This is a genomic window from Acinetobacter sp. CIP A162, from assembly GCF_000367905.1.
GTDB classification, from domain to species: Bacteria; Pseudomonadota; Gammaproteobacteria; order Pseudomonadales; family Moraxellaceae; genus Acinetobacter; species Acinetobacter lwoffii.
Genome location: NZ_KB849157.1, coordinates 18,989 through 41,804, shown reverse-complemented (window position 1 = coordinate 41,804; position 22,816 = coordinate 18,989). Strand labels below are relative to the sequence as shown.

Annotated in this window: 21 protein-coding genes, 2 tRNA genes and 4 pseudogenes; 11 read left to right on the top strand and 16 right to left on the bottom strand. The window is 43.2% G+C overall.

What is annotated here, in order from left to right; genetic code table 11:
- Nucleotides 1–189: 189 nt before the first annotated feature.
- Together phoB and phoR are read left to right on the top strand one after the other, a co-directional pair.
- Nucleotides 190–900, top strand: coding sequence for a phosphate regulon transcriptional regulator PhoB (phoB, locus tag F995_RS00480; protein ID WP_004280972.1), 711 nt, complete (start codon nt 190–192; stop codon nt 898–900).
- Between the two features lie 25 nt (nt 901–925).
- Nucleotides 926–2,284, top strand: a complete 1,359-nt coding sequence (gene phoR / locus F995_RS00475) for a phosphate regulon sensor histidine kinase PhoR (RefSeq protein ID WP_004644846.1) — start codon at nt 926–928, stop codon at nt 2,282–2,284.
- Between the two features lie 48 nt (nt 2,285–2,332).
- On the opposite strand, the gene F995_RS00470 is transcribed toward phoR, so the two are convergent.
- Together F995_RS00470 and F995_RS00465 are read right to left on the bottom strand one after the other, a co-directional pair.
- A complete protein-coding gene (locus tag F995_RS00470) occupies nt 2,333–2,983 on the bottom strand; it encodes a glutathione S-transferase family protein (RefSeq protein WP_004644845.1) in 651 nt (216 codons plus the stop codon).
- 160 nt (nt 2,984–3,143) lie between these two features.
- Complete coding sequence (locus F995_RS00465) at nt 3,144–4,091, bottom strand: pirin family protein (RefSeq protein ID WP_004644844.1); 948 nt, start codon at nt 4,089–4,091, stop codon at nt 3,144–3,146.
- A 498-nt stretch (nt 4,092–4,589) separates the two neighbouring features.
- Here F995_RS00465 and F995_RS00460 point away from each other — a divergent pair, with 498 nt between their 5' ends.
- Nucleotides 4,590–5,912: a GGDEF domain-containing protein gene (locus F995_RS00460; protein ID WP_004644843.1), complete on the top strand. Its 1,323-nt coding sequence runs from the start codon at nt 4,590–4,592 to the stop codon at nt 5,910–5,912.
- Nucleotides 5,913–6,102: 190 nt separating this feature from the next.
- A complete protein-coding gene (locus tag F995_RS00455; RefSeq protein WP_004644841.1) occupies nt 6,103–7,326 on the top strand; it encodes a GGDEF domain-containing protein in 1,224 nt (407 codons plus the stop codon).
- Between the two features lie 194 nt (nt 7,327–7,520).
- Here F995_RS00455 and guaA read toward each other — a convergent pair whose 3' ends face one another.
- A complete protein-coding gene (gene guaA, locus F995_RS00450; RefSeq protein WP_004644840.1) occupies nt 7,521–9,089 on the bottom strand; it encodes a glutamine-hydrolyzing GMP synthase in 1,569 nt (522 codons plus the stop codon).
- Between the two features lie 344 nt (nt 9,090–9,433).
- Between guaA and F995_RS00445 the strand changes: the two genes are divergently transcribed.
- On the top strand, nt 9,434–10,072 hold the full coding sequence (locus F995_RS00445) for a DedA family protein (RefSeq protein WP_004644839.1): 639 nt from the start codon (nt 9,434–9,436) through the stop codon (nt 10,070–10,072).
- A gap of 38 nt (nt 10,073–10,110) precedes the next feature.
- Here F995_RS00445 and F995_RS00440 read toward each other — a convergent pair whose 3' ends face one another.
- The 5 genes from F995_RS00440 to F995_RS00420 all read right to left on the bottom strand — a co-directional run bounded on the left by F995_RS00440 (nt 10,111) and on the right by F995_RS00420 (nt 12,952).
- On the bottom strand, nt 10,111–10,704 hold the full coding sequence (locus F995_RS00440) for a hypothetical protein (protein ID WP_016806914.1): 594 nt from the start codon (nt 10,702–10,704) through the stop codon (nt 10,111–10,113).
- A 198-nt stretch (nt 10,705–10,902) separates the two neighbouring features.
- On the bottom strand, nt 10,903–11,295 hold the full coding sequence (locus tag F995_RS00435; RefSeq protein WP_004644837.1) for a hypothetical protein: 393 nt from the start codon (nt 11,293–11,295) through the stop codon (nt 10,903–10,905).
- Nucleotides 11,296–11,308: 13 nt separating this feature from the next.
- Nucleotides 11,309–12,145 carry a ParA family protein gene (locus tag F995_RS00430; RefSeq protein WP_004644836.1) on the bottom strand — a complete coding sequence of 279 codons (837 nt, stop codon included), beginning with the start codon at nt 12,143–12,145 and terminating at the stop codon, nt 11,309–11,311.
- A gap of 96 nt (nt 12,146–12,241) precedes the next feature.
- Entirely contained in the window at nt 12,242–12,634 is a 393-nt protein-coding gene (locus tag F995_RS00425; protein WP_004644835.1) for a SirB2 family protein, read from the bottom strand.
- A 9-nt stretch (nt 12,635–12,643) separates the two neighbouring features.
- Nucleotides 12,644–12,952: a BolA family protein gene (locus tag F995_RS00420; RefSeq protein ID WP_004644834.1), complete on the bottom strand. Its 309-nt coding sequence runs from the start codon at nt 12,950–12,952 to the stop codon at nt 12,644–12,646.
- A 233-nt stretch (nt 12,953–13,185) separates the two neighbouring features.
- Here F995_RS00420 and F995_RS00415 point away from each other — a divergent pair.
- Nucleotides 13,186–13,258: transfer RNA gene (locus F995_RS00415), tRNA-Gly, on the top strand.
- Between the two features lie 48 nt (nt 13,259–13,306).
- Nucleotides 13,307–13,382, top strand: a tRNA-Gly gene (locus tag F995_RS00410).
- A gap of 245 nt (nt 13,383–13,627) precedes the next feature.
- Here the strand turns inward: F995_RS00410 and F995_RS00405 are convergent.
- Nucleotides 13,628–13,876 (bottom strand): helix-turn-helix domain-containing protein, encoded by a 249-nt coding sequence (locus F995_RS00405; protein WP_004644833.1) that lies wholly within the window; start codon nt 13,874–13,876, stop codon nt 13,628–13,630.
- Nucleotides 13,877–13,992: 116 nt separating this feature from the next.
- Between F995_RS00405 and F995_RS00400 the strand changes: the two genes are divergently transcribed.
- Genes F995_RS00400 through F995_RS00390 form a run of 3 tightly spaced genes read left to right on the top strand, consistent with a single transcriptional unit; the run spans nt 13,993 to nt 15,637 of the window.
- Nucleotides 13,993–14,202, top strand: coding sequence for a hypothetical protein (locus F995_RS00400; RefSeq protein ID WP_004644831.1), 210 nt, complete (start codon nt 13,993–13,995; stop codon nt 14,200–14,202).
- Nucleotides 14,203–14,214: 12 nt separating this feature from the next.
- Nucleotides 14,215–15,396: an Arm DNA-binding domain-containing protein gene (locus F995_RS00395; protein WP_004644830.1), complete on the top strand. Its 1,182-nt coding sequence runs from the start codon at nt 14,215–14,217 to the stop codon at nt 15,394–15,396.
- The gene (locus F995_RS00390) at nt 15,389–15,637 is read left to right on the top strand and encodes a hypothetical protein (RefSeq protein ID WP_004644829.1); all 249 of its coding nucleotides are present in this window, start codon (nt 15,389–15,391) and stop codon (nt 15,635–15,637) included. The genes F995_RS00395 and F995_RS00390 overlap by 8 nt, the downstream gene beginning before the upstream one ends.
- A 126-nt stretch (nt 15,638–15,763) precedes the next feature.
- Here F995_RS00390 and F995_RS00385 read toward each other — a convergent pair.
- The 3 genes and pseudogenes from F995_RS00385 to F995_RS16895 all read right to left on the bottom strand — a co-directional run.
- A pseudogene (locus tag F995_RS00385) lies at nt 15,764–16,234 on the bottom strand (IS3 family transposase); the annotation flags it as partial.
- A gap of 79 nt (nt 16,235–16,313) precedes the next feature.
- Complete coding sequence (gene ltrA / locus F995_RS00380) at nt 16,314–17,555, bottom strand: group II intron reverse transcriptase/maturase (protein ID WP_004644827.1); 1,242 nt, start codon at nt 17,553–17,555, stop codon at nt 16,314–16,316.
- Nucleotides 17,556–18,068: 513 nt separating this feature from the next.
- Nucleotides 18,069–18,745 (bottom strand): annotated as a pseudogene (locus F995_RS16895) (IS3 family transposase); the annotation flags it as partial.
- Nucleotides 18,746–18,862: 117 nt separating this feature from the next.
- Here F995_RS16895 and F995_RS00365 point away from each other — a divergent pair.
- Nucleotides 18,863–20,169, top strand: a pseudogene (locus tag F995_RS00365) (DUF4113 domain-containing protein).
- Here the strand turns inward: F995_RS00365 and xseB are convergent.
- From xseB to F995_RS00345, 4 genes and pseudogenes are all read right to left on the bottom strand, one after another.
- Nucleotides 20,166–20,360: an exodeoxyribonuclease VII small subunit gene (gene xseB, locus F995_RS00360; RefSeq protein ID WP_004644823.1), complete on the bottom strand. Its 195-nt coding sequence runs from the start codon at nt 20,358–20,360 to the stop codon at nt 20,166–20,168. The pseudogene F995_RS00365 and the gene xseB overlap by 4 nt on opposite strands.
- Before the next feature lie 102 nt (nt 20,361–20,462).
- Nucleotides 20,463–21,236, bottom strand: a complete 774-nt coding sequence (gene istB, locus F995_RS00355) for an IS21-like element helper ATPase IstB (RefSeq protein ID WP_004644822.1) — start codon at nt 21,234–21,236, stop codon at nt 20,463–20,465.
- A complete protein-coding gene (gene istA, locus F995_RS00350) occupies nt 21,236–22,255 on the bottom strand; it encodes an IS21-like element ISAba8 family transposase (RefSeq protein WP_004644821.1) in 1,020 nt (339 codons plus the stop codon). Before istA ends, istB begins: the two co-directional genes overlap by 1 nt.
- Before the next feature lie 84 nt (nt 22,256–22,339).
- Nucleotides 22,340–22,774: pseudogene (locus F995_RS00345) on the bottom strand (helix-turn-helix domain-containing protein); the annotation flags it as partial.
- Nucleotides 22,775–22,816 lie beyond the last annotated feature (42 nt).

The window sequence follows — 22,816 nt, the reverse complement described above, 5'->3', positions numbered from 1 at the left end:
TGTACTACGGAAATGAGTAAAATTAATTTATGATTTTTTAACAAGTTTCTGCGCTATATTTGTCACAAATTTTTGCGAATATCAGCAGTTTTTCCCTTTCTGCAATGATACTGTCATAATTAGTCTTTGTAATAAGCCTGTCATAAATATAAAACGGTTCACCGTTTACATGAAATAGGGTATTGCGTTGTGAAAGATGACTACATATTAATCGTCGATGACGAGCTCCCGATTCGGGAAATGATCCATACCTCTCTGGATATGGCCGGTTTTCAGTGCTTACAGGCAGAAGATGCCAAGCAGGCGCATCAGATGATTGTGGACCAGCGTCCGGCATTAATTTTGCTGGACTGGATGATGCCGGGTGGTGTGAGCGGTGTGGACTTATGTCGTCGTCTGAAACGTGATGAAAGCCTGTCAGAAATTCCGGTGATCATGCTGACAGCGCGCGGTGAAGAAGACCACAAGGTACAAGGTCTGGATGCCGGTGCCGATGACTACATGACCAAGCCATTCTCGACCCGGGAACTGGTCTCCCGAATTAAGGCGGTACTGCGCCGCGCCAATGCCCTGAGCGGTGAAAAAACTATTGATGCCAATGGCCTGATTCTGGATCCGGTCAGCCAGCGGGTGAATTTTGGTAACAACATTCTGGAAATGGGGCCGACTGAATATCGTTTGCTGGCATTCTTCATGACCCATCCGGAACGTGCCTATACCCGTGCGCAATTGCTGGATCAGGTGTGGGGCGGTAACGTCTATATTGAAGACCGGACCATCGATGTACATATCCGCCGTTTGCGTAAAGTGCTGGAACCTTATGGTGTAGACCGTTTTGTACAAACCGTTCGCGGAACGGGGTATCGCTTTTCGACCCGTTCAGATGTCGCTTTAGGTTAATATCTTTTAAGGTAAATCTTGTTTTATGTATGAACCCTACCCTGTCCCCGAACTGGCACGCGAACATAAAAGAATCCGTTACAGTAGCTTATGGGATTTTGCGAAACAGGATTTACGCTTACTGGCTTTTTTCCTGATTATCGCCAGCTTTATCGGTTTTGGGATTGGGTATTTCTGGGTTTGTATCGTAATTGCTTTCGTGGCGTTCTTTGCGACCCAAATGCGTTCCTTATATCTGGTCAATGAATGGATTTCCAATCGCCCTTATGATGTTCCACCAAATATTGGCGGGATTTGGGGTGCGCTACTTTTCAATGTTTACCGCGCCCAACGTCAGGAACGGATTGTTCAGGCGGAAATGGTCGAACTGATTGATCGTGCACAGTCTTCACTGGTGGCCTTACAAGAAGCTGTGGTACTACTTGATGAAAACCAACAGATTGAATGGTGGAATCCGGCAGCCGAACGTCTGCTCGGAATCTCCAGTGATGACCGTCGCCGTAATATCCTGACCTTGCTACGCCAACCGAGCTTTATCGAATACTATCACCATATTGATGAATCTCCCGACGGCCTAAAAATGCGTTCTTCGCTGTTTGAAGACCATTATGTGCAGGTCAAAATGACCCGTTTTGGCGGAGAAAGTCGGGTACTGGTCGCTTATGATGTGACCCGGATGCACAATCTGGAACAGATGCGAAAGGATTTTGTCGACAATATTTCACATGAACTGCGCACTCCTTTGACCGTGCTCAGTGGCTATATTGAAACCTTTACCGATCAGGAAGATATCAATCCACGCTGGAAACGCGCTTTTGATCAGATGCAGTCGCAAACCCGACGCATGAATGCACTGGTCAACGATCTGTTGCTGCTGTCACGTCTGGAAAATGATAAAAATATTGCCAAAAACCAGATCATTGAAATGCCGAGTCTGATGAACCAGCTATTTGATGATGCCCAGGCCTATAATATTGATTATGGTCATACCCTAAATCTGGACATTGACAGTCATTGCGATCTGATCGGTTCAGATATGGAACTGGCCAGCGCCTTTAGCAACCTGATTACCAATGCCATCAAGTATACGCCTAAAGGCGGCACCATCACCATCGGCTGGCATGATGACGGTGAATCGGCCTATTTTGTGGTGCAAGATAACGGCATCGGTATTGATCCCAAGCATCTGCCACGTCTGACCGAGCGTTTTTACCGCATCGATTCAGACCGCAGCCGTCGTACTGGCGGTACCGGTTTGGGATTGGCAATTGTTAAACATGTACTCATGCAGCATCAGGCACATCTGGAAATTGAGTCCAAGGAAAACCAAGGTTCCACGTTTAAGGTAGTTTTCCCCAAAGAACGTCTCAGCTTTCCGGACTAATCTCACAAAATCAAAAAAGGTACCATCGGCACCTTTTCTTTTAAGCGTTTAAGAGCTGATCTGTTTTTCTTTGGACAGTGCACGCGCATAGGCAGCACGTTGCGACACCCGTTTAAGATAGGCTTGAATCGCTGGATAGCTTTGACCCGTCCGGCTCTGCATGGCCTCCAAAGGAAAACTCATCTGAATATCGGCAAAACTGAAATGCCCGGCAAAATAATCATGCTCACTCAAATAGCTTTCCAGAAACTGGATATGATCTTTTAAACGGCTCTGTACAAATTGCTTTTTCACCCCATCACAGATTTTCTTGGCCACAGGTCGAATCAGCAAAGGCGTATGTTTAGGCACTGTGGTCATTACCAGTTGCATCACCAGCAGCGGCATTAACGAGCCTTCCGCATAATGCATCCAGTAACGGTACTGGGCCTTGTCGGCAATATCTTCTGGGCGAAACTGCTGCTGTTCATCATAAGTTTCCTGCAAATATTCCAGGATCGCCGCAGATTCTGCCAGTACCTGACCCTGATCGACCAGAATCGGGGCTTTGCCCAACGGATGGATCTGTTTTAAGGCCGGTGGCGCAGAAAGGTTGGGCTGACGTTTATAGTATTTAACCTCGTAATCCAGTCCTAATTCTTCCATGGCCCACAGGATACGAAATGATCGTGATTGTTCGAGATGATGTAAAACACGCATATTAGACTCATGATTTTATTGTTTTTGCCCACTGAGCATAGCAAAAAGCAGCAGACTCTAGCTCATTTTTTGATGACTGTAATGATATATATCCTATGTTGCAGATTCATTATTTGAGTTCAACTCAGACAGCGTTCCATATTCCCATCATTTTTAGCATTTATCGGGAAGCCCGCATCTGGTCTGGAAGTGCGGGCGCTTCTAAACGTGGTCCATCATAGGCAGGAATGGAACCAAAACGTTCATGACCTTCAATCCATTGTTCCCGCGCAATTTTAAGTTCCTCTGTCGTGCGCCCGACCAAATTCCACCACAGTAAAATCGGGCTTTCAAATGGCTCCCCACCAATCAATAGCAGCCGGCTCCCGGCATGAACTTCAGCATTGACCTGCTGTAAGCCGGGCTCCAGGATCAGCATATTATCTTCATTTAGTTCATGCCCATTTATACTGGCCGTCCCCTCAAGCACCATAAAGCCATATTCAAATTTCGGATTCAGAGGCAAGCGCGCACTAGTACTTTGAGCTGCATACAGGTCTACTCCGAGTAGTTCGCTATGTACTTTAACCGGTGATCTCGTTTTTAAATATTCTCCGACCAGCACGGTAAATTCAATGCCTTGCTCATTGACGACCGGCAATTCAGGATAATGTTCAAAACCTGGTGCCATATTGATCTTGTCGTCCGGCAAGGCAATCCACAACTGTGCTGCATGCATATGCGTTTCACTTTCAGGAGAGACTTCGGTATGTGAAATGCCATAACCCGAGGTCATCAGATTGACCTGCTTGGGACGAATCAATTGCTGATTTCCCAGACTGTCATTGTGCATCATGCTGCCTTCGATCATCCAAGTAAAGGTCTGCAGACCAATGTGTGGATGAGGGCCGATATCCAGACCATCTCCTTGCGGGAAACTGGCCGGACCCGCATGATCCAGAAAACACCAGGCACCTATCATGCGCTTATGTCTGCTTGGCAAGGCACGTTTAATCACGGTGCCCTGTCCGATTTCCGCGCGACGTAAAGGAAACTCCTGAATAAACTGATTCACATACTTTTCGCAATCATCAGAATTCGACAGTTCAATATCACTATTATTCGACATGGCTGAGCTTACCTCGGCATTTTCATTCTACTTTTTGAGTGGGTGAGACATGTATTTGACCGATTCAAGATGCCTCTCTGTTCAGGACAATGTACAGGGTCTATGGGCAAAATCTATCCCTGGAAATATTTAGATACGTATAAAACGCCTCACTAGTCCCATCAATTTAAATTCTGAAAAGCTGATGAGATTTATATTCAAAGCCCCAAACTTGAGTTTTAACAAGTCAATCATGATTTAGGTACATGACGTTAGGAGTTTAAATAAACTGAAGATCAGGAATGTCATTTATGTTTCACGTGAAACGAATCCACAACAACTAAAGACCCCAATGAATAAGATGATTATTCATGTATTTCAATCACTTTCAATTTTATAAAACACAAATTTTGTTACGTTTTAGCTTTAAAAACTTCCCGGATACCCAATTTTTGGGAGGTTATTTTTTACTCAAACACGGCATAATAGGCACCTATAAAAATAATACTGGACCAGGACATGTCTGCTCAGAATGAGAATATATATTCAACGGCGAATGTATCTTTTCAAAATTCGACGACCGATAAATCACTGAAATTATCTGAATGTGATCTGCAAAACCGTCAGCTGATTGAACAGGCGCTGACAGATCCTCATGCCCGTATCCCTGCCCTGTTTCAGCAGTATTTTCATGATTATGTCTATACGCATAGTCATCATAACTTGCGTCAAATTAACTATCTGGCGCAAATTGCCTTTTTACTGTATTTCTTTGCCGATATCCTGATTATTCCAGACATGTTTTTTATTTCTGGTCTGATGCGCGTCGTTCTGGTTCTGGGGGCGATGTTTTGCTGTTATTACCTGTTTAAAAAATATAAAAATATTCAGATTTTGGACAGAATCTTGCCGATAGGCACCACTGTAGCTGCAGCGGCCTGGATTAGCTTACTCGCGCTTTCAACCAGTCCCCATGTTGCCACCTATATTTATGCCTCTGCGATCTTTATTCTTATCGCCAATCTCTGTGTACAGACCCAGTTTAAAGTCGCGGTCTATTGCTCCATCTTGATTGCCCTGTTTATCATGCTTGGTGTATCCCAGTTCATGAGTGCCTCTCAAGCCTTTATTTTTAGCGTGGTCTTTAGTCCACTGTGGTTTTTTAGCATTTATATTAACTGGAATAATATTCTGAATGTGCGGCGTTCTTTTCTGCGCTCCCTGCTTGATGAATGGAACTATCAAACCTTAAAGAATCTGGCACATACCGATGATTTGACCCAGCTCTACAACCGTCGCCATTTTGTCGATATGGCTGAACGCTCTATTCATCAATGGCCCAAACATGCCAGTAGCTGCCTGTTGATGTTTGATGTGGATCATTTTAAAAATATTAATGATAGCTATGGGCATGATGTCGGTGATCGGGTGCTACAACTGATTGCTGAAGTGACCCGTAAAGAAATGCGGCATAGCGATGTACTGGCACGTTTTGGCGGGGAAGAGTTTATCGCTCTCCTGGAAGATACTCAGCTACAAGACAGCCTGGTGATTGCAGAACGAATTCGTTGTGCAATTCAAAAGCAGTATATTTATGTTGAATCCAATCATGCCATCCGGTTCACCATTTCGATCGGTGTTGCAGAACTAGAATCCCATACCCAGACTCTGGAAGATCTGATCAAACAAGCCGATATCGCCTTATATCAAGCCAAGAAGTCTGGCCGAAACCGGATTGAAGTCTATCATCCGGATATGCTGAATAAGCCCAAGCCAGCAACAGAAAATCCCTGGAATGTATTTAAGCCAGACACTCAACCAGCCCAGTCAACGGCGAATTAAAGCTGAATCATTAGTCTGTTCTATAAGCTAGGATCATTCTTAGAATGCGTTAATCGGGGATTTCATTTTATAAAATAAATTTGATTCTTCCACTTTTAAAATATCCAACAAAAGAATAGAATATTTTTTATACAACTATATATAAATTTCATCTTATTCATTTTTATATATTTTAATTTGGGAAGGCTGCATGCCGCATGATAACGAAAAAGAATCACGTACCCTGATTCAGGAGGCTCTTCAAGATCCGCTTGTTCGTATTCCTGCACCTCTAAAACCGGCCTACTATACTCATCAGAAAAAACTCACTTTAAAATACTTATTACAGGTCAATTTATTCGCACAGCTGGCATATGCCTCTTATACCCTCGCCGATATTCTGGTGCTGAATGATATTCTCAAGTTACTCATTTTGACCAAAATCAGCTATACCATCCTGATCGTACTGATCACGATCTGGATGTATCACTCTTACCGCAATCTGCCTGTCTTTGATCTGCTCTTGCCTACCTCGATTATTGGTGCAAGTGCCATCTGGTTTTTTAATCTGAATCAGTCTGAAAGTGCTTATACCCTCATTTATCAATATGCCTCCTTAGTCTTTATTGTACTGGCCAATTTATGTGTGCAGATCCGGTTCTGGCCGTCTTTGATTACTTCAAGTCTGATTACCCTGATGATTTACATCGGTGTATATTTCAATACTCGGTCTGACCTGTACCAGATGTTTTTATTTTCCCTGATTTATCTGCCAGTATTGACCTTCAGTCTATATATTAGCTGGAGCTCGACCTTAAAATCACGCATGGTATTTTTGCAGCATACCCTGAATGAATATAATCGGCAGGCCTTTGAAAATATGGCTCATACCGACTCACTCACTGGCCTGAATAACCGTCGCTGTTTTGAATATCTCGCGCAACAACTGGTACAACAGAATTTTGATCAACCGGTGCCTATGAGTTTACTGGTCTTTGATGTCGATCATTTTAAGCAGATTAATGATCGTTATGGTCATGATATCGGAGATCAGGTCTTACAGACGATTGCCCTAAATACACACAGCGAAATGCGGCAGCATGATATTTTGGCACGCTATGGAGGCGAGGAATTTATTGCATTTTTACCTGAAACCTCTCTGGATGAAGCGCTAAAAGTTGCCGAGCGTTTAAGGCATAAAATTGAAAATATTGTGATCGATCTGGACAGCCAACATCGTTTCAGTTTTAGTATTTCGATTGGTGCTGCCATTCTGGAAAGCTGTGAAACGGATTTGATGACCCTAATTAAGCAAGCCGATATTGCCTTATATCAGGCTAAAGCCAATGGACGGAATCGGGTTGAAGCTTATGATCCAGATCTGGAGCAAAGTTTAGCTGGAGAGATGCAAAACTGGCAGGTTAAACCGGCTTAAGCATCTTTTCCGAAAAGCATAAAAAGAGCGCCGAAGCGCTCTTTTTAATTTGGAAAGTTTATATTTCTAAACTGCCATGCATAGCGTTTAGCATAAAACTTTCAAGCAGCGATGCTGCTTGAAAGTCCTTACTGCCGCGCGCCTAGCGCTTGGCGTAATTTAGGCGGACAGCAGTGCTGTCCGAAACCCCTAAATTACTCCCATTCAATCGTTGCAGGTGGCTTAGACGATACGTCATAAGTCACACGAGAAACGTCAGCAATTTCATTCATGATACGCGTAGAGATTTTGTCTACTAGTTCATATGGCAGGTGTGCGAAACGAGCTGTCATAAAGTCCACCGTTTCTACCGCACGCAATGCAATTACCCATGCATAACGACGGCCATCACCGACTACACCCACCGATTTCACTGGCTGGAATACCGCAAATGCTTGAGCAGTCTTGTCATACCAGCCGCTGTCACGCAGTTCTTGCATGAAGATGTCATCTGCAAGACGTAAAATGTCTGCATATTCTTTTTTCACTTCACCCAAGATACGCACACCTAGACCTGGGCCTGGGAATGGATGACGATAGATCATGCTGTGTGGCAAGCCTAAAGTCGTACCCAATTTACGTACTTCATCTTTAAACAAGTCACGTAATGGTTCAACCAGTTCAAATGCTAGGTCTGCTGGTAAGCCGCCCACATTATGGTGTGATTTAATCACATGCGCCTTACCCTGCTTGCTTGCAGCAGATTCAATCACGTCCGGATAAATCGTACCTTGTGCAAGAAATTTTACGCCATCTAATTTACGTGCTTCTTCAGCGAAGACAGCAATAAATTCACGGCCAATAATTTTACGTTTTGCTTCAGGATCAACTTCACCTGCAAGCGCAGTCAAGAAACGCTCTTCAGCATCAGCACGAATCACGCGGATACCCATGTTGTCAGCAAACATTTGCATCACTTGATCGCCTTCGTTCAAACGAAGCAGACCATTGTCTACAAATACACAGGTCAGCTGATCACCGATCGCTTTATGCAACAGCGCTGCTACTACAGATGAATCCACACCACCAGAAAGTCCTAGTAATACTTTTTCATCACCAATCTGTTGGCGAAGCTGTTCTACACGTAGATCAATAATGTGTTCTGGCGTCCACAGACCGCGACAGCCACAAATTTGATGAACGAAGTTCGACAGTAATTCTGCACCTTTAGAAGTATGTGTAACTTCAGGATGGAACTGAATACCATAGAAACGGCGAGTTTCGTCAGAAACCATCGCAATTGGACAGCTAGGAGTTTGTGCAGTGATCTGGAAGCCTTCTGGAATACGGGCAACCTTGTCACCATGACTCATCCAGACATGCAGCTGGTTTTCACGGTCCTGTAAATTACCGATCAGCTTGTCACGTACAACAATATCTACTTCTGCATAGCCAAACTCATGCACAGTACCTGGCTCAACTTTACCGCCAAGTTGTTCGCACATGGTTTGCAGACCATAACAAATACCCAATACCGGCACACCCAGCTCGAATACCACTTGTGGCGCACGCGGGCTGCCTTCAAGGTGAACGCTCTCAGGTCCACCAGACAAGATGATACCATTTGGATTAAATGCACGAATGTCTTCTTCAGACATATCATAGGCATACATTTCAGAATATACACCAGCTTCACGAACACGACGTGCGATGAGCTGACTATATTGAGAACCGAAATCCAGAATCAGGATACGATCTTCAGTAATTTGAGTATTGGTAGTCATGACGAACAACTATGAAAGGCAAACGAAAGATAAGCGCCGTATTCTAACATTTTTCAGCGCATTAAGCACACAATTCGCATTAGGTATGCATTTAGTTGATTGCATTATATTTCTAGCACCATAAAGCATCCCTTCGGATGCCTTTCTTAGTCTGTCATTTTTATATTTTTAAGCTCAAGATTTAATCCAACTCAGCCTGTTTTTATAAAAATCTGAAGATAATATGTAAGAGAAATTTTTGCTCAATTCAAGATGGATGAAGCGTTAATTATTTTACTTTCTGGTACTGACTTTCATGCCCCGGGCTGTTAGGATTTGACCACACTTTTGCTTGTACTGGGCTCATGGAACTGATTGATTTTATCTTGCATGTTGATGATCACTTGCTTGAATTTATCACTAATTACGGGATCTGGATTTATGCCATTCTTTTCCTGATTATCTTTGTAGAAACAGGTCTGGTGGTCATGCCGTTCCTGCCTGGCGACAGCTTGCTATTTGCAGCAGGTGCACTGGCAGCCTCTACTGGTGCAATGGATCCATGGGTGCTGATTCCACTCTTGTTTGTTGCGGCAGTTCTGGGTGACACCCTGAATTATCATATTGGTAAATATATTGGTCCTCGGGTTTTCGAGATTGAATCGCGCTTCATCAATAAAAAACACTTATTGGCGACCCAGCAATTCTTTGCCAGACATGGTGGTAAGACCATTATTTTTGCGCGTTTTGTTCCTTTTGCCCGTACCTTTGCACCCTTCGTTGCCGGTGCTGGCAGCATGAATTACAAATATTTCCTGACCTATAATGTAGTAGGTGCATTTGCCTGGATTAGCTCATTTGTCATTTTGGGCTATATGTTTGGCAATATGCCGATCGTCAAAGACAACTTCACCTATCTAATTTTTGGCATCATTATTTTAAGTGTATTGCCAGGTGTGATTGGCTTTATTCAACAAAAGCTCAAAAAAAGTAAAACAGCTTAAGAACTTTTTACATTAAGATTCTTTTACAGCCTGTGCGTTTAATCCCAGAGCTTGATCAAGAGTGGGATGAGACAAAGCAGGACAAATAGAGCCGCGCCTTTATAAATGAGGCCGGCTTTTATTTTTTCAGATGGACTGGTCAATATGGCCTGACCAAAGACCATCCAGAATATCCCGACCGGAACGGTACTCAAGCTAAAGGCAGCAAAAACCAGAACGAAGTTGGTCGGGCTTTGCCAGGTTTCCATCGGTAAAATTCCAGAGGCCAACAATGCTGCTTTAGGATTTTTTAGGGTAGTTGTAAACATTTGCCAGGGGCGAATCTGCGGATGGTTCTTGCTGTAGCGTTCTAACTGCTGGGCCTTATATAAATGCAAGGTCATCCAGCCCACACAGATGGTACTCAGCACATAGACCAAGCCTTTAAAATTTGGCCAGATCGGTGACGCCAGATGAATCACCAAGGCCCATACATTAATGGCATAAAAATAGCCGAGCAAAATGGCAGGAAGATAGAGACTGGTTTTGGCCTGCCCCTGCTGATGAGCAGAACTAGCCACCAAGGCATTGGCGGGCCCTGGAACCATCATTACAGCAATGAGTCCTAAAACAAATAACCAATTTTCAATCATCGCAATGAACTTTTCCGGGCCAAGGTTGTAGCTTAATCAATATGAGAGTGTGATAACAAGCTTATAAATTTCAGATTTATATACAGTCTGGTCAATTTCCCGTGAGTTTTATCTTAATGTAAACCGCCCTATTCTTGGTGAAAGCAATAAAAAAATGCCGACCCGAAGTCAGCATTCATCCGTTTAATGTTGAATGATTTATTTAGGCGTCGCCTGCCGAACGATGATCGGACAGTTCTTATAACGCGCGGCCTGTACAATCGCTTCCTGCTCGCCTAAAAGCCGTGCCAGTTCGGTTCTTTTGGTATCGGATGATTGTCCCATATTGACTGAAACACTCGGGCCAATACCCCAGCCACCGCGACTGCCCCAGCCACCGCCAAGACCAACGCCCACACCGACGCCAGTACGTTTCGGTGGTTCAACGCCATTGTCGATATACTGCTGAATACGATTATATTCACCCTGTAATTGCGAACAACCCAAAGTCTGATACAGGGTGGGCGACACATAAGTCGGTTTTACCGGCGTTGCACAGGCACTCAGTAATGCCAGTGCAGCAATACTCAGGCTTACTTTCACAAGTTTCATAGCTAACTCGATCTTAATTCTGCTCTATCTCATTGAACAACGATTGATAGGCCTGAGTCAATTTATGATCAGTAGCCAAATAAATCAAAGGCAGATTTTTCTGATGAGATTCTTTCATCAAGATTGACGGTGGCAACATACTGTCGAGGACCGGCAACCCTTCATCTTTGAGTTGCTGTACCACTTCACGCGGTAATTTGGCCTGTGCCTGAAACTGGTTCACGACAATCCCTTCGATTTCCAGCCCTTCATTATGGTCATCCTGGGTTTCAATGACATTTTCAATCAGGGTCTGTAGGGCACGTTTAGAAAATACATCACAGTCAAATGGAATCAGCACGCGGTTCGCCGCAATGAGAGCAGAGAGGGTAAAGAAATTGAATGCAGGCGGTGTATCAATAAATACCCGGTCATAATGCCCCGACAGTTGTTGCAAGGCATCTCGTAGCTTATAAATCTTGTGCTTGGACTCCAGTGCATGGGCCAATGCACCCAGCGTTGGACTGGCCGGAATAACATCCAGATGTTTAAAAGAGGATTGATGCACATAACTTCCCAAGCCTTTGCTACGACTTTTTAAAATCGAGCCAATCGCATTGCCGAGTAGGCCCTTGCTTTGCTGATTACCGAGTACATCTTCAAAATAGTTTTCGATATTCGGTTCGAGTGCCGGCTTGTCACTAGAATACGTCGCATCATCACCCAGCACATACTGGCTAGAGTTGGCCTGCGGATCCAGGTCAATCAATAAGGTTTTTAAACCCTGATGTGCACTGATCGCTGCCAGATTGACAGTAATACTCGACTTGCCTACCCCACCCTTTTGATTAAATACCACACGTGTACGCATGTCCCCCTCCTCACATTTTTAATTACTTTTACAACATTTGTATTTTCTAATTATTTGCATGGACTGGCTGTGCTGATCATCACAGCCAGCCTGCTTTTAGCCAAAATTCGGCTTGATCATCACCAAAGCCAGAATAGACACCAATGAAACTACAGCAATAACTAAGCCAGCCCGACGCTGCGATAGCAAGATAGAATCATCTTTTTTATAGGCTTTGCCTAACGAGGACACCAGTACCAAAAATAAAATGACTTTGGCATAAAACCAAGGCTGTACATCAAAGTCTTTGAGGACGAGCGACACAATGCCGGTCAGTGCAATCACCGTGATAGCTAAATGCTGTAAAGCGACTAGCGCTATACGTGCCACCGGATTAGGTAAATTCCCTTGTGTACCGACAAACAAGGTCAAGGCACGGGCAAAAATGGCGACAATGGCCAGTCCTGCTGCCGACATATGAATAATCTTGACTAAAAGTTGGGTTTCCATCATGTCCTCTTAGTTTTTAGGTGCATGTGCACAAGCCGGACTGGTGGTGTCCTGACCAGCCCATTCTTCAGGCAAAAATGCATGAATGGCCAGCGCATGAATTTTGTCTTTTGACAGCAGATCACCTGCAGCAGCATAAACTTTCTGATGACGCTGGACTGGACGTAAACCGGCAAAAGCCTGACTCACAATCACGGTTTTAAAATGCGATTCTTTTCCCGGGAAATAACCGCCATGACCCGAAGATTCATTCACCACTTCCAAATAGGTTGGGGATAATTGCGCCAAACGGTCTTTCAGTTGTTGTTCTAAGCTCATGGCCTGACTCCGATCTGCAAAAATATAATCCCAGTATACCTTGTTCTGCCGAGTATTTCGGTAATCTGTTCAGGTGCAATCCGTTGATTGTGGCGAAATTTCATTGATTTCTATATGGATATTGGTTATTTATTGTCTGGTCTGCAGCATTTTGCTTTTATTTTATGCAATTGATGCAAGATTTTTAACAAAGGTGTTGACCACATTTTTGCATGCTGTATTATACACGGCATGCGGGAATAGCTCAGTTGGTAGAGCATAACCTTGCCAAGGTTGGGGTCGGGAGTTCGAGTCTCCTTTCCCGCTCAAAATTTTTTCATTTAGTTTTTTCATTTAAAAAACTTTATAGACTCCGCGGGAATAGCTCAGTTGGTAGAGCATAACCTTGCCAAGGTTGGGGTCGCGAGTTCGAGTCTCGTTTCCCGCTCCAGAATTTTAAAAGCCTCAGTCGAAAGATTGGGGCTTTTTTTGTTGATTTTAAATAGTATTATTATCTATCAGAATTTCTGATACTTAAAAAAGCAAGTTAACAGAACATTACATTTAAAATTGGTGACCAAATGGTGACCAAAAAGTGACTCTATTTTTTTACGCGCTACTTTCTAAGTTGGCCGAATCTGTATGACCAAGCCCCTATCATGTAATTACACAAAAAATTATTGATTATCTATTTTATTATTCATCATCGGTATCTCTATTATTTGACTGCGCTAACAAATCATTAGTCCGCTCAAATATAAATAACTCCCCAACCTGTATATCTAAAAAATCACATACCCGATCAATAGTATCAAAATCTATTCGTGTCAAATCTCCATTATAAAGCTTATGCAATGTGGTTTTATTAATACCAGTACCACGGATAAGATCTGCTACTCTCATCCTTCTTTCAGCCAAAAGAGTTGGAAGTTTACAAATAATCACAATAAATTCCTCTAATCCGATTACTTTTTCATTGCATTTGAGCAATTTTAGAGTTAATTTATCTTCAAGGATGTAATTTATCTCCACATCCGATGAAGTTTTACAGGAATATCATTATGACATACACCTATATGACAGCCCAACAGTTGGCTGAAAAAATTCATTACGACCCACGTACCATCCGTAACCAACTTAAGGACAGTATTTTCCTTGAGGGCATTCATTACATCCGCCCATTCGGTGGACGCAAAATTTTGTTTGTATGGGAACGTATCGAAGAAGATATGTTGAAATTCACCAGCCTAGGGCTAACCACTTTGCAATAAGGAGTCCTGCATATGGCGAATATTCAAGAACGTTATGGAAAGCTCGTTGTCGACTTCCGCTATCAAGGTGTACGGTGCAGAGAAACAACCAATCTCGAAGATACGGCCCAAAACCGTAAACTTTTAAAGAAACGTTTAGAACAGCTTGAAGCAGAAATTACTTTAGGGACTTTCGAGTATGCAAAGTATTTTCCTAAAAGCAAACGAGTTGCACAGTTTAGTGAGATACAGCAACGTAAAGCTGTACTGAGCTCATCAACACCCCTATTTAAGGATTTTGCGCATATTTGGTTTGATGAGAAAAAAATTGAATGGCGCAGTTCCTACCAGGAAAAGGTACTGATTATTTTAAATAATTATTTGATCCCTGCATTAGGCCATCAGTGCTTAGATCAGATAAAGAAGCCAGACTTGCTTGAATTCCGTTCCTCTCTCGGCAAAGTGAATTACGGTTTAAAACAAGCAAGCCTGAAGGCATCCCGAATCAATCAGATCATGACACCTTTACGTATGATACTTAATGAAGCAGCGGAACGATACAACTTTGTTTCGCCTTATAAAAATATTAAGAATCTCAAGGAAAGTCGCATTGACGTTACACCTTTTACCCTACAAGAGGTGCAAAAGATCATAGAGACTGTGCGTGATGACTTTAAACCGTACTACACCGTTCGCTTCTTCACAGGTATGCGTACCAGTGAAATCGATGGTCTACGTTGGCAAAACGTGAATTTTCAACGGCGTGAGATCTATATCAAAGAAGCATTAGTCAACGGCAAACTTGGTGATACCAAAACCTTTGGATCAGACCGTGGCATTCAAATGAGTGAGCGTGTGTATCAAGCACTCTTAGAACAAAAGAAAATGGTCAAGAACCGCTCTGAATTCGTTTTTTCTATGCGAAATGGCAACCCATTGGACTATCGCTTAGTGAATCGACGCGTATGGCATCCATTATTAAGATTTTTAGGTTTGAAAAGTCGTCGTGCATATCAAACACGGCATACTGCAGCGACATTGTGGCTCTCAGCTGGTGAAAATCCGGAATGGATTGCCAAACAACTAGGACATTCTACGACTGAAATGCTGTTTCGTGTTTACAGTCGCTATGTTCCTAATATTACCCGTCGTGATGGCAGTGCTTTTGAGCTGATGCTAGAAAAGCTCAATGAGATGGAGAATGAATATGACTAAATCATTCTTTGGTGGGGTTGTGGTGTCACAGGAAGTTGATGCAATTGCACGTGAGCTGATTGAGGAGTTTCAAATTCCCAAACTGCACAACCTCGCTTTCATGCTCAACGTCAACAAATGTTTTAATGATCATCAGGCTTTAAGGCTTTGGTTACAACGACAATTGGATGATGGGCAAGCCAATTATGCAAATTTGGCAATGAAAGCCCGCCTTTACTTAACCAATCTTGCTTACACATAAATCAAAAAACTAAGGTCATCTAATTGATGACCTTAGCCCTTTTACACCAATTAAAAGGTAGAAAACAAATAAGAGTTTTTCGTTTGGAAACCTGTCGACATCGGTGATTGAATAGCCACCAAAATTCTAGACACACATAACCATCTTTTGATGGGCCTTTTCATAATCTAATGGAGAACGCTGACCATTGGAACCATGTCTGCGTTTTGAGTTATAGAACATCTCTATATATTCAAAGATATCCGACCTTGCTTCAGTTCTTGTCACATAGATTTTCTTCTTGATCCTCTCTCGCTTTAACAGCTGAAAGAAGCTCTCAGCAACAGCATTATCATGGCAGTTTCCACGCCGGCTCATACTGCTTTCAAGGTTGTGATGCTTGAGAAATGTCTGCCATTCATGACTGGTGTATTGGCTACCTTGATCAGAATGAATCAGGACTTTGTTCTTTGGGCTTCTTCGCCACAAAGCCATCAGTAGAGCATCTAAAACCAGATCTGTTGTGATTCTCGACTTCATAGACCAGCCAACGACTAGCCGTGAGAATAGGTCGATTACTACTGCAAGATACAGCCATCCTTCATGAGTGCGAATATAAGGGTGAGTAGACCAAGGGAGTCTCACCCTTAGCCCCTCGCAGAACCGGACGTGAACCTCTCAGCTCATCCGGCTCCCATTATCCAACCGATGGTAAACATCCCATTTTCCAGTGCACAAAGGCATTTGGAAAATCACGCGCAAGTCGCCCTAAGGCATATCTAGCCCGTCTTTTATGACGGGCCAAGTTTTTATACTTACGCCTCATCCAGCGTATAAGATAAGCATTCATGTGTTGCCAGATCGTTGACATTGCTGAACCATGGAATCGACCATAGTATTGCTGCCAGCCTTGAAGAATTGGATTAAATATTGCAGATAAATCACTTAATTCGCGATTACACATCAGATGTAGATGCCATTTCCGAATAGTCTGTCGCATTGTTTTAAGTGCATCACGACTGACTGCAGGAGAGAAATTTACATAAACTCTTTTATACTTGTCCACAGCCTTACGGGGCCTAAACGTGTACCCGAGAAAAGTAAATTGAACATCTGGATATGCTTGGCGACGATTCACATCTTGGCAATAAACAATCTTTGTCTTATCTGGATGCAATTCGAGTCCACATTCACGAAATCGTGCACCAATCTTTTGTAAAACAAGTTTGGCTTGAGATAAACTTCGGCAATGAATTACTCCATCATCCGCATAGCGGCAGAATCTTACACTCGCAAGATTCTTGGTAATCCACATGTCAAAAGCATAATGCATAAATAAATTAGCCAATAGAGGACTGATAACTCCACCTTGCGGTGTGCCGTGATTCCTTTCTAAAACTTGACCATCTACATTTTGCATAGGTGCTTTTAACCAGCGTTCTACATAGAGAAGAATCCATGGAATTTCGCAGTGTTTCTTAAGTGCACGCATGAGTAGATTATGGTCAATGTTATCAAATAGACCTTTGATATCAAATTCCACAACCCAGTCATACTCCCAACTTCGTCGTCTCACCACAGCTATCGCATCATGGGCTGAACGCCCTGGACGATATCCATAAGAGTTTGGATGAAATAGAGGATCAATCTGTGGCTCCAATATAAGCTTGACAGCTGTTTGTGCTACTCGATCCGCTACTGTTGGAATGCCTAACATACGTACCCCACCTGATTTCTTTGGAATCGGAACGCCTTTGACTGGCGGTGGAAAATAACTGCCTGAACAAAGTCGATTCCATAGTTTATACAGGTTGCCTTTTAAGTGGTGTTCGAATTGCTCAATAGATTCATGATCGATGCCTGCAGCACCGCCATTCTCTTTGACTTTCTTGAATGCCTCCCAAATTAACGCTTTAGGAATGTTAAATGGTTTGGTCATAAAGCCTTGTTCCTCCTGCTTGTGCAGTTGACAAGACCGCAGACCTGGATAATGCAGCCCCTTCGCTCCATTACCATTACAGTAACTTCAACACTACTACGAGCTGCTCCGCCCCTTGGTGACGCATTGCTATTATCGGCCTTGCCTTTTGAGCTTGTACCTTTCGCTTGACATCGCCACCGAAGGTTCCCGCAGTTCAACGTAAAAGCCTGAATTAGGATCGCGCTGCCTCTACGCCGGACACCGAATGGCCCGTAAGCAGGTAACGGCCAAACTGATCGCGGGGCAACATCCATCCCCGGTTTTGATGTCATTTGAGTACTTTCGACACTTGAACGGCAGTTCACTGGTGTTCGCCTTCCTAATTCTTACCTGACGCCTTTACAACGCCTTTTCCATAACGCTCACGACCGGGACTTTTGATCCAAGCCGCTTATGGTGGTTTGCTACCTGCTCCTGCAAGCCGATAGCGAGGGGCCATACCCTCATCTCTTACGCCGCTTGCTGCGGCACACTGATGTCAGTCACCCACAACTGGTTGGGCTGGGTGGGGTTAAACTGTCTGTCTAAAGTATTTCGAGCCACAATCGATGGAGTACTAACATTAGCTCTAGGTTTGCGATAGCCACGCTGTGACTTGAGACCATTCGCCTTCATGAGTCGATGTACTCGATTGATACCGCAACTTTCGCCAACGTCTTTCAAATCACAATGAATCTTGCGATAACCGTAGACTCCGCCAGATTCCAACCAGAACTGTTTAATTAATCCTGAAAGCTGTTGCCGCTTCCTCGCAGTTATACTGGTAGGTTTCTTTAACCAGGCGTAATAACCACTGTGATGAACATCTAACGTTGAACATAAACGACGAACAGACCATATATGTTGGTTGTCCCGAATAAAGGCGTACCTCATTTGGACTGGCTTGCGAAGTACACCGCGGCCTTTTTTAATATGTCCCTTTCTTCAGTGACCCTTTGCAGCTCTTTTTTTAATTTCGCTAATTCTGTAGTTGGATCACTAGATTCTGTTGTCTTGGGCTGCTGTGGATCATAACGTTTGATCCAAGCATACAGACTATGTGTAGTGGTTCCTAAACGTGTAGCAACTTCAGCCACACTATGACCTTTCTCAGTGACTTGTTTTACTGCTTCAATTTTGAATTCTTCAGGGTATCGTTTACTGCTCATAAGCACCTCGTTAATTAGCCATTTTATCTAACTAAAAGGTGTCTACAAAATCGGTGGCTATTCATAGTGACTTTTGTCATCAAGCCATTCAGAAAGCGTTAATACTTGATTGGTTTCATGCTCATGCAAGTAGCTCACCAGAAGATCTATGCACTTGTAGACATCAATAATTGCTATGTCAGTTGTGAACGTGTCTTCAACCCTAGTCTGAACAAAAGCCTGTCATTGTGCTATCCAACAATGATGGCTGTGCTGTGGCACGTTCCCAAGAAGCCAAAGACTTGGGCATCAAGATGGGTGTTCCTCTCTTCCAGATTAAGGACATCGTCGAACAGCATCAGGTACAGGTGCTATCGAGCAACTATGCACTGTATGCAGAGATGTCTCGCAGATTCATGAAAATCCTAGCCGATTTTGTATCGCCAAAAGAGCAAGAGATTTACTCTATTGATGAGTGCTTTCTGGATCTGACAGCTCATGCAGGGAATTACGACTTGACTGAATATGCTCATCAGATTCGTCAGCGTTTGTTTTCTTGGCTTGGTTTACCTGTATGTATTGGCATAGGACGCTCAAAGACAGAAGCGAAACTCGCAAACCATATTGCCAAGAAGAACGATTACTTCAATGGCGTATGCAACTTGGTTTCAATGGATCCATGCTCAGCCGAGAGCGTCTATCAAGCAATTGATGTAAGTGAAGTATGGGGCATTGGTCGAAAGTATACGAAGAAGCTCAACAGTATGGGGATTCATTCAGTGATGGATTTTGTCTTGGCTTCCCCTCTGATGATCCGAGACCAATTCTCTGTAGTGATGCACAGAACCTTATTGGAACTCCATGGAATTGCTTGCATTGAATTGGAACATACGCCTCCTGCAAAGAAGCAAATCATTGCTAGTCGCTCCTTTGGGCAGAGGGTCTATCACATAGATGATCTCAAGGAAGCCATGTCGCTGTATGTCATGGATGCTGTTAGCAGACTGAGAGATGATAATTTGTTGTGTGGTTGTCTGATTGGTTTCGTTCAATCAAACCCATTTGATAGCTCAAAGCCCTGCTACAACAAGTCTTTATCATTAGCTTTACCAGAACCTACCGACAACTTATTAGTGCTCTCTAAACTCGCTACAACGATGATTGATGGCCTGTATGCAAATGATATAGCATTCAAGAAATGCGGCGTGATTCTGACGTGTCTCGAACCAAAGGAAAACCATGTGTATGACATGTTCATTGATATGAAACACATCGAAGTCAGCAATGCCTTGATGGATTCCCTTGAAGCGATTCATCTTAAGTATGGCAAAACCAAGATTGCCTTGGGCGCGAGTTTAATGCCGAACAGAACATGGAATATGTCACGAGATCGGCTAACACAGAACTACTTTAAGTGGGATCAACTGCTAACAATTAAAGATTAATCCTTAAAGCTTTCATTCAATGCTTGTTGTACTGCATCAATGCGTTGCTTACAGTTTTTATAAGCTGCCATGGATTCTTCAACAACTTTCATCAGGTTATCAATGTCCGGCTCCTCTTGAGACTCTAGAAGCTCAGCATTCTTCTTTAAGATGTCATAGCCTTCTTTAAATGTTAGTTGTTGTTCACTCATTTGGTTTCACCTGTAAAACTTGTGTATTTGTCAACGGCATTCTAAAATTGACCCCTTTTACCTTACAAATGGCAAAGTAAAATTGACCCCTTTGATCTCGTATTAAGTTTCAACCTGGGGCTGAATCCCAATTCTTTTTTTATCCTTCAAACGATAACTCTCACCCGATATTTGTACCACATGACAGTGATGTAATAGCCGATCTAACATCGCAGCGGTCAACCTAACATCATCCGCAAACGACTTAGACCATTGGCTAAAGGGTAAGTTACTCGTCAATATTGGACTGCCTTTTTCATAACGCTTGGTAATCACGTTAAAGAACAGATTCGCTTCTTCACGTCCAAACGGTAAATAACCAATTTCATCGATTATCAGTAATTTCGGGGCGAGTATCACCCGTTGCATATAGGTTTTCAATTTACCTTGCTGATAGGCTGTACTGAGTTGCAGCATGAGATCGGCGGCGGTAATAAACTTGGTTTTGACATTGTTTATGATGGCCTTATAGTCTAATGCCATGGATAAATGCGTTTTCCCTACATCACTAGCACTAAGAAACACCACATTTTCTGCTCTCGAGATAAAGCTCAAGTTGAACAACTCGACCACCTGTGATTTTGGAGCACCTAGTGCATAATTAAAATCGTAACCTTCCAGTGTTTTCATTTGAGGCAGGCCTGAGAGTTTCATCAGGACCTGCTGGCTGCGCTGTTGCCTGGCAGCATATTCATGCGTCAAGATCGCTTCAACAAAGTCGGCATAACTTCCATCTTGACCTAATGTTTGTTGTGCATGATGTGACCATTGTGATGCGATGGCAGGCAGATTGAGCTTTTGGCAAAGTTGCTCTATACGGTCGTATTGCAGATTCATCAGGAAACTCCTAGCAACTGGTCATATACCGATAAGGGATGCTGCAAACTCTCGTAGGGCATGACATGCTGTGCTGCTGCAACAGGTACAGTGCTAGAACCTGTATCTGATTGCGGTAATGGCGTAAATTTTTGCTGCTCCTGTTGCAGTCGAACAGCCGGTTTTTCTTGCGTGGTGGCATGAATCCGCTGATTGGCGGTTTCATGCAGCCACCGGCCAATGTGGGCATTGGCGACATCAACATCTAACAGTAAACCCGAAGTCTTCAGGCTTGCTTTCAATGGCACAATAAAGCTTGATTTGAGGTATCCATTAAAGCGTTCAACTTTGCCTTTGGTCTGTGCGCGGTAGGGCTTACATACGCGAGGACGAAAGCTGTACTTCTTGGCACAGTCGAGCAGTTTGGGGTTCCATTTATGCTGCCCCTCCTGATAGGCATCCCGTTCAATCATGATCGTTTTAGCGTTATTAAACAGGATTTCTTGAGGTACTACTGCAAAGAACTGAAATGCATTTTCTAGACCATCGATCCATGCATCCGTACGTTCATGATCATAAAATTTCACGAAAGTCGCTCTGGAATACCCTAATGTTGCGACAAAGGCTTTTAAAGTCGTGTTGTTGCGTCGAATTGTCGTGAAATCTACCTGCATTTGTTGGCCAGGTTGGGTTTCAAAACGAATGATCGGTTCTGGTTTAGCAACTGGTTTTAATGTTGCAAGATATTCCCTCAAGATCCTGATCTTTCCTGGATATCCCAACCTTAAAATTTCCTGGTAGAGCACAACAGCAGGAATCCATTCAGGATGAGCTGCGTTTACACGTTGGAGTAAATAGGGTTTATATGGGTCAAGGATACTTATTCTAGGCTGTATACGCTGATACTGAGGTGTGGTGTTTTGCCGTAAATATTTACGTACGGTATTTCTGGACACCCCCAGTTCACGACTAATGGCTTTAATAGATTTACCTTGTTGATGAAGTATTTGGATTGTCACTGCTTGCTCCAAAGTTAACATGTTGAGCAGTCCAAAATGACCGCTATATTAACCAAGGGGGTCAGTTTTTAAATGCCGTTAGGGGGTCATTTTTACACTGTCGCTAACAGCAGCAATCTGATGATCATTTAATTCGATACCATCCTGTGCCACTTTAGCTGCGAGTGCTTTCAAACGCTTCTTAAAGTTCTCTAAATCATAGCGTAACCAAATAGAGCGAACACCGCTACCTGAAACAAATACACCCTTCTTGCGTAATTCGTTACTAGTACGATGCTGCCCATAAGCTGGATACTGAGTTGCGAAATCAATGACTGCTAGTTCTGTAGCATCATCTACACGATTTTTTAGATTAGGTACTCGACGGGATTTATTGATCAATGCATCCATGTCCCCAGACTGTACTAGCTCCTGATAGCGATGAAAAGTATCTCTAGAGACACCCATCACTTTGCATGCTCTAGAAACATTTTGAAGCTCTTCAGCTAAATTGAGTAAGCCTACTTTGTGTTTGATGATTTGATTGTTAGTATGCAACATAAGAAAGTTACCTTTGTTTGATTAAGATTTCGACACCTTTAT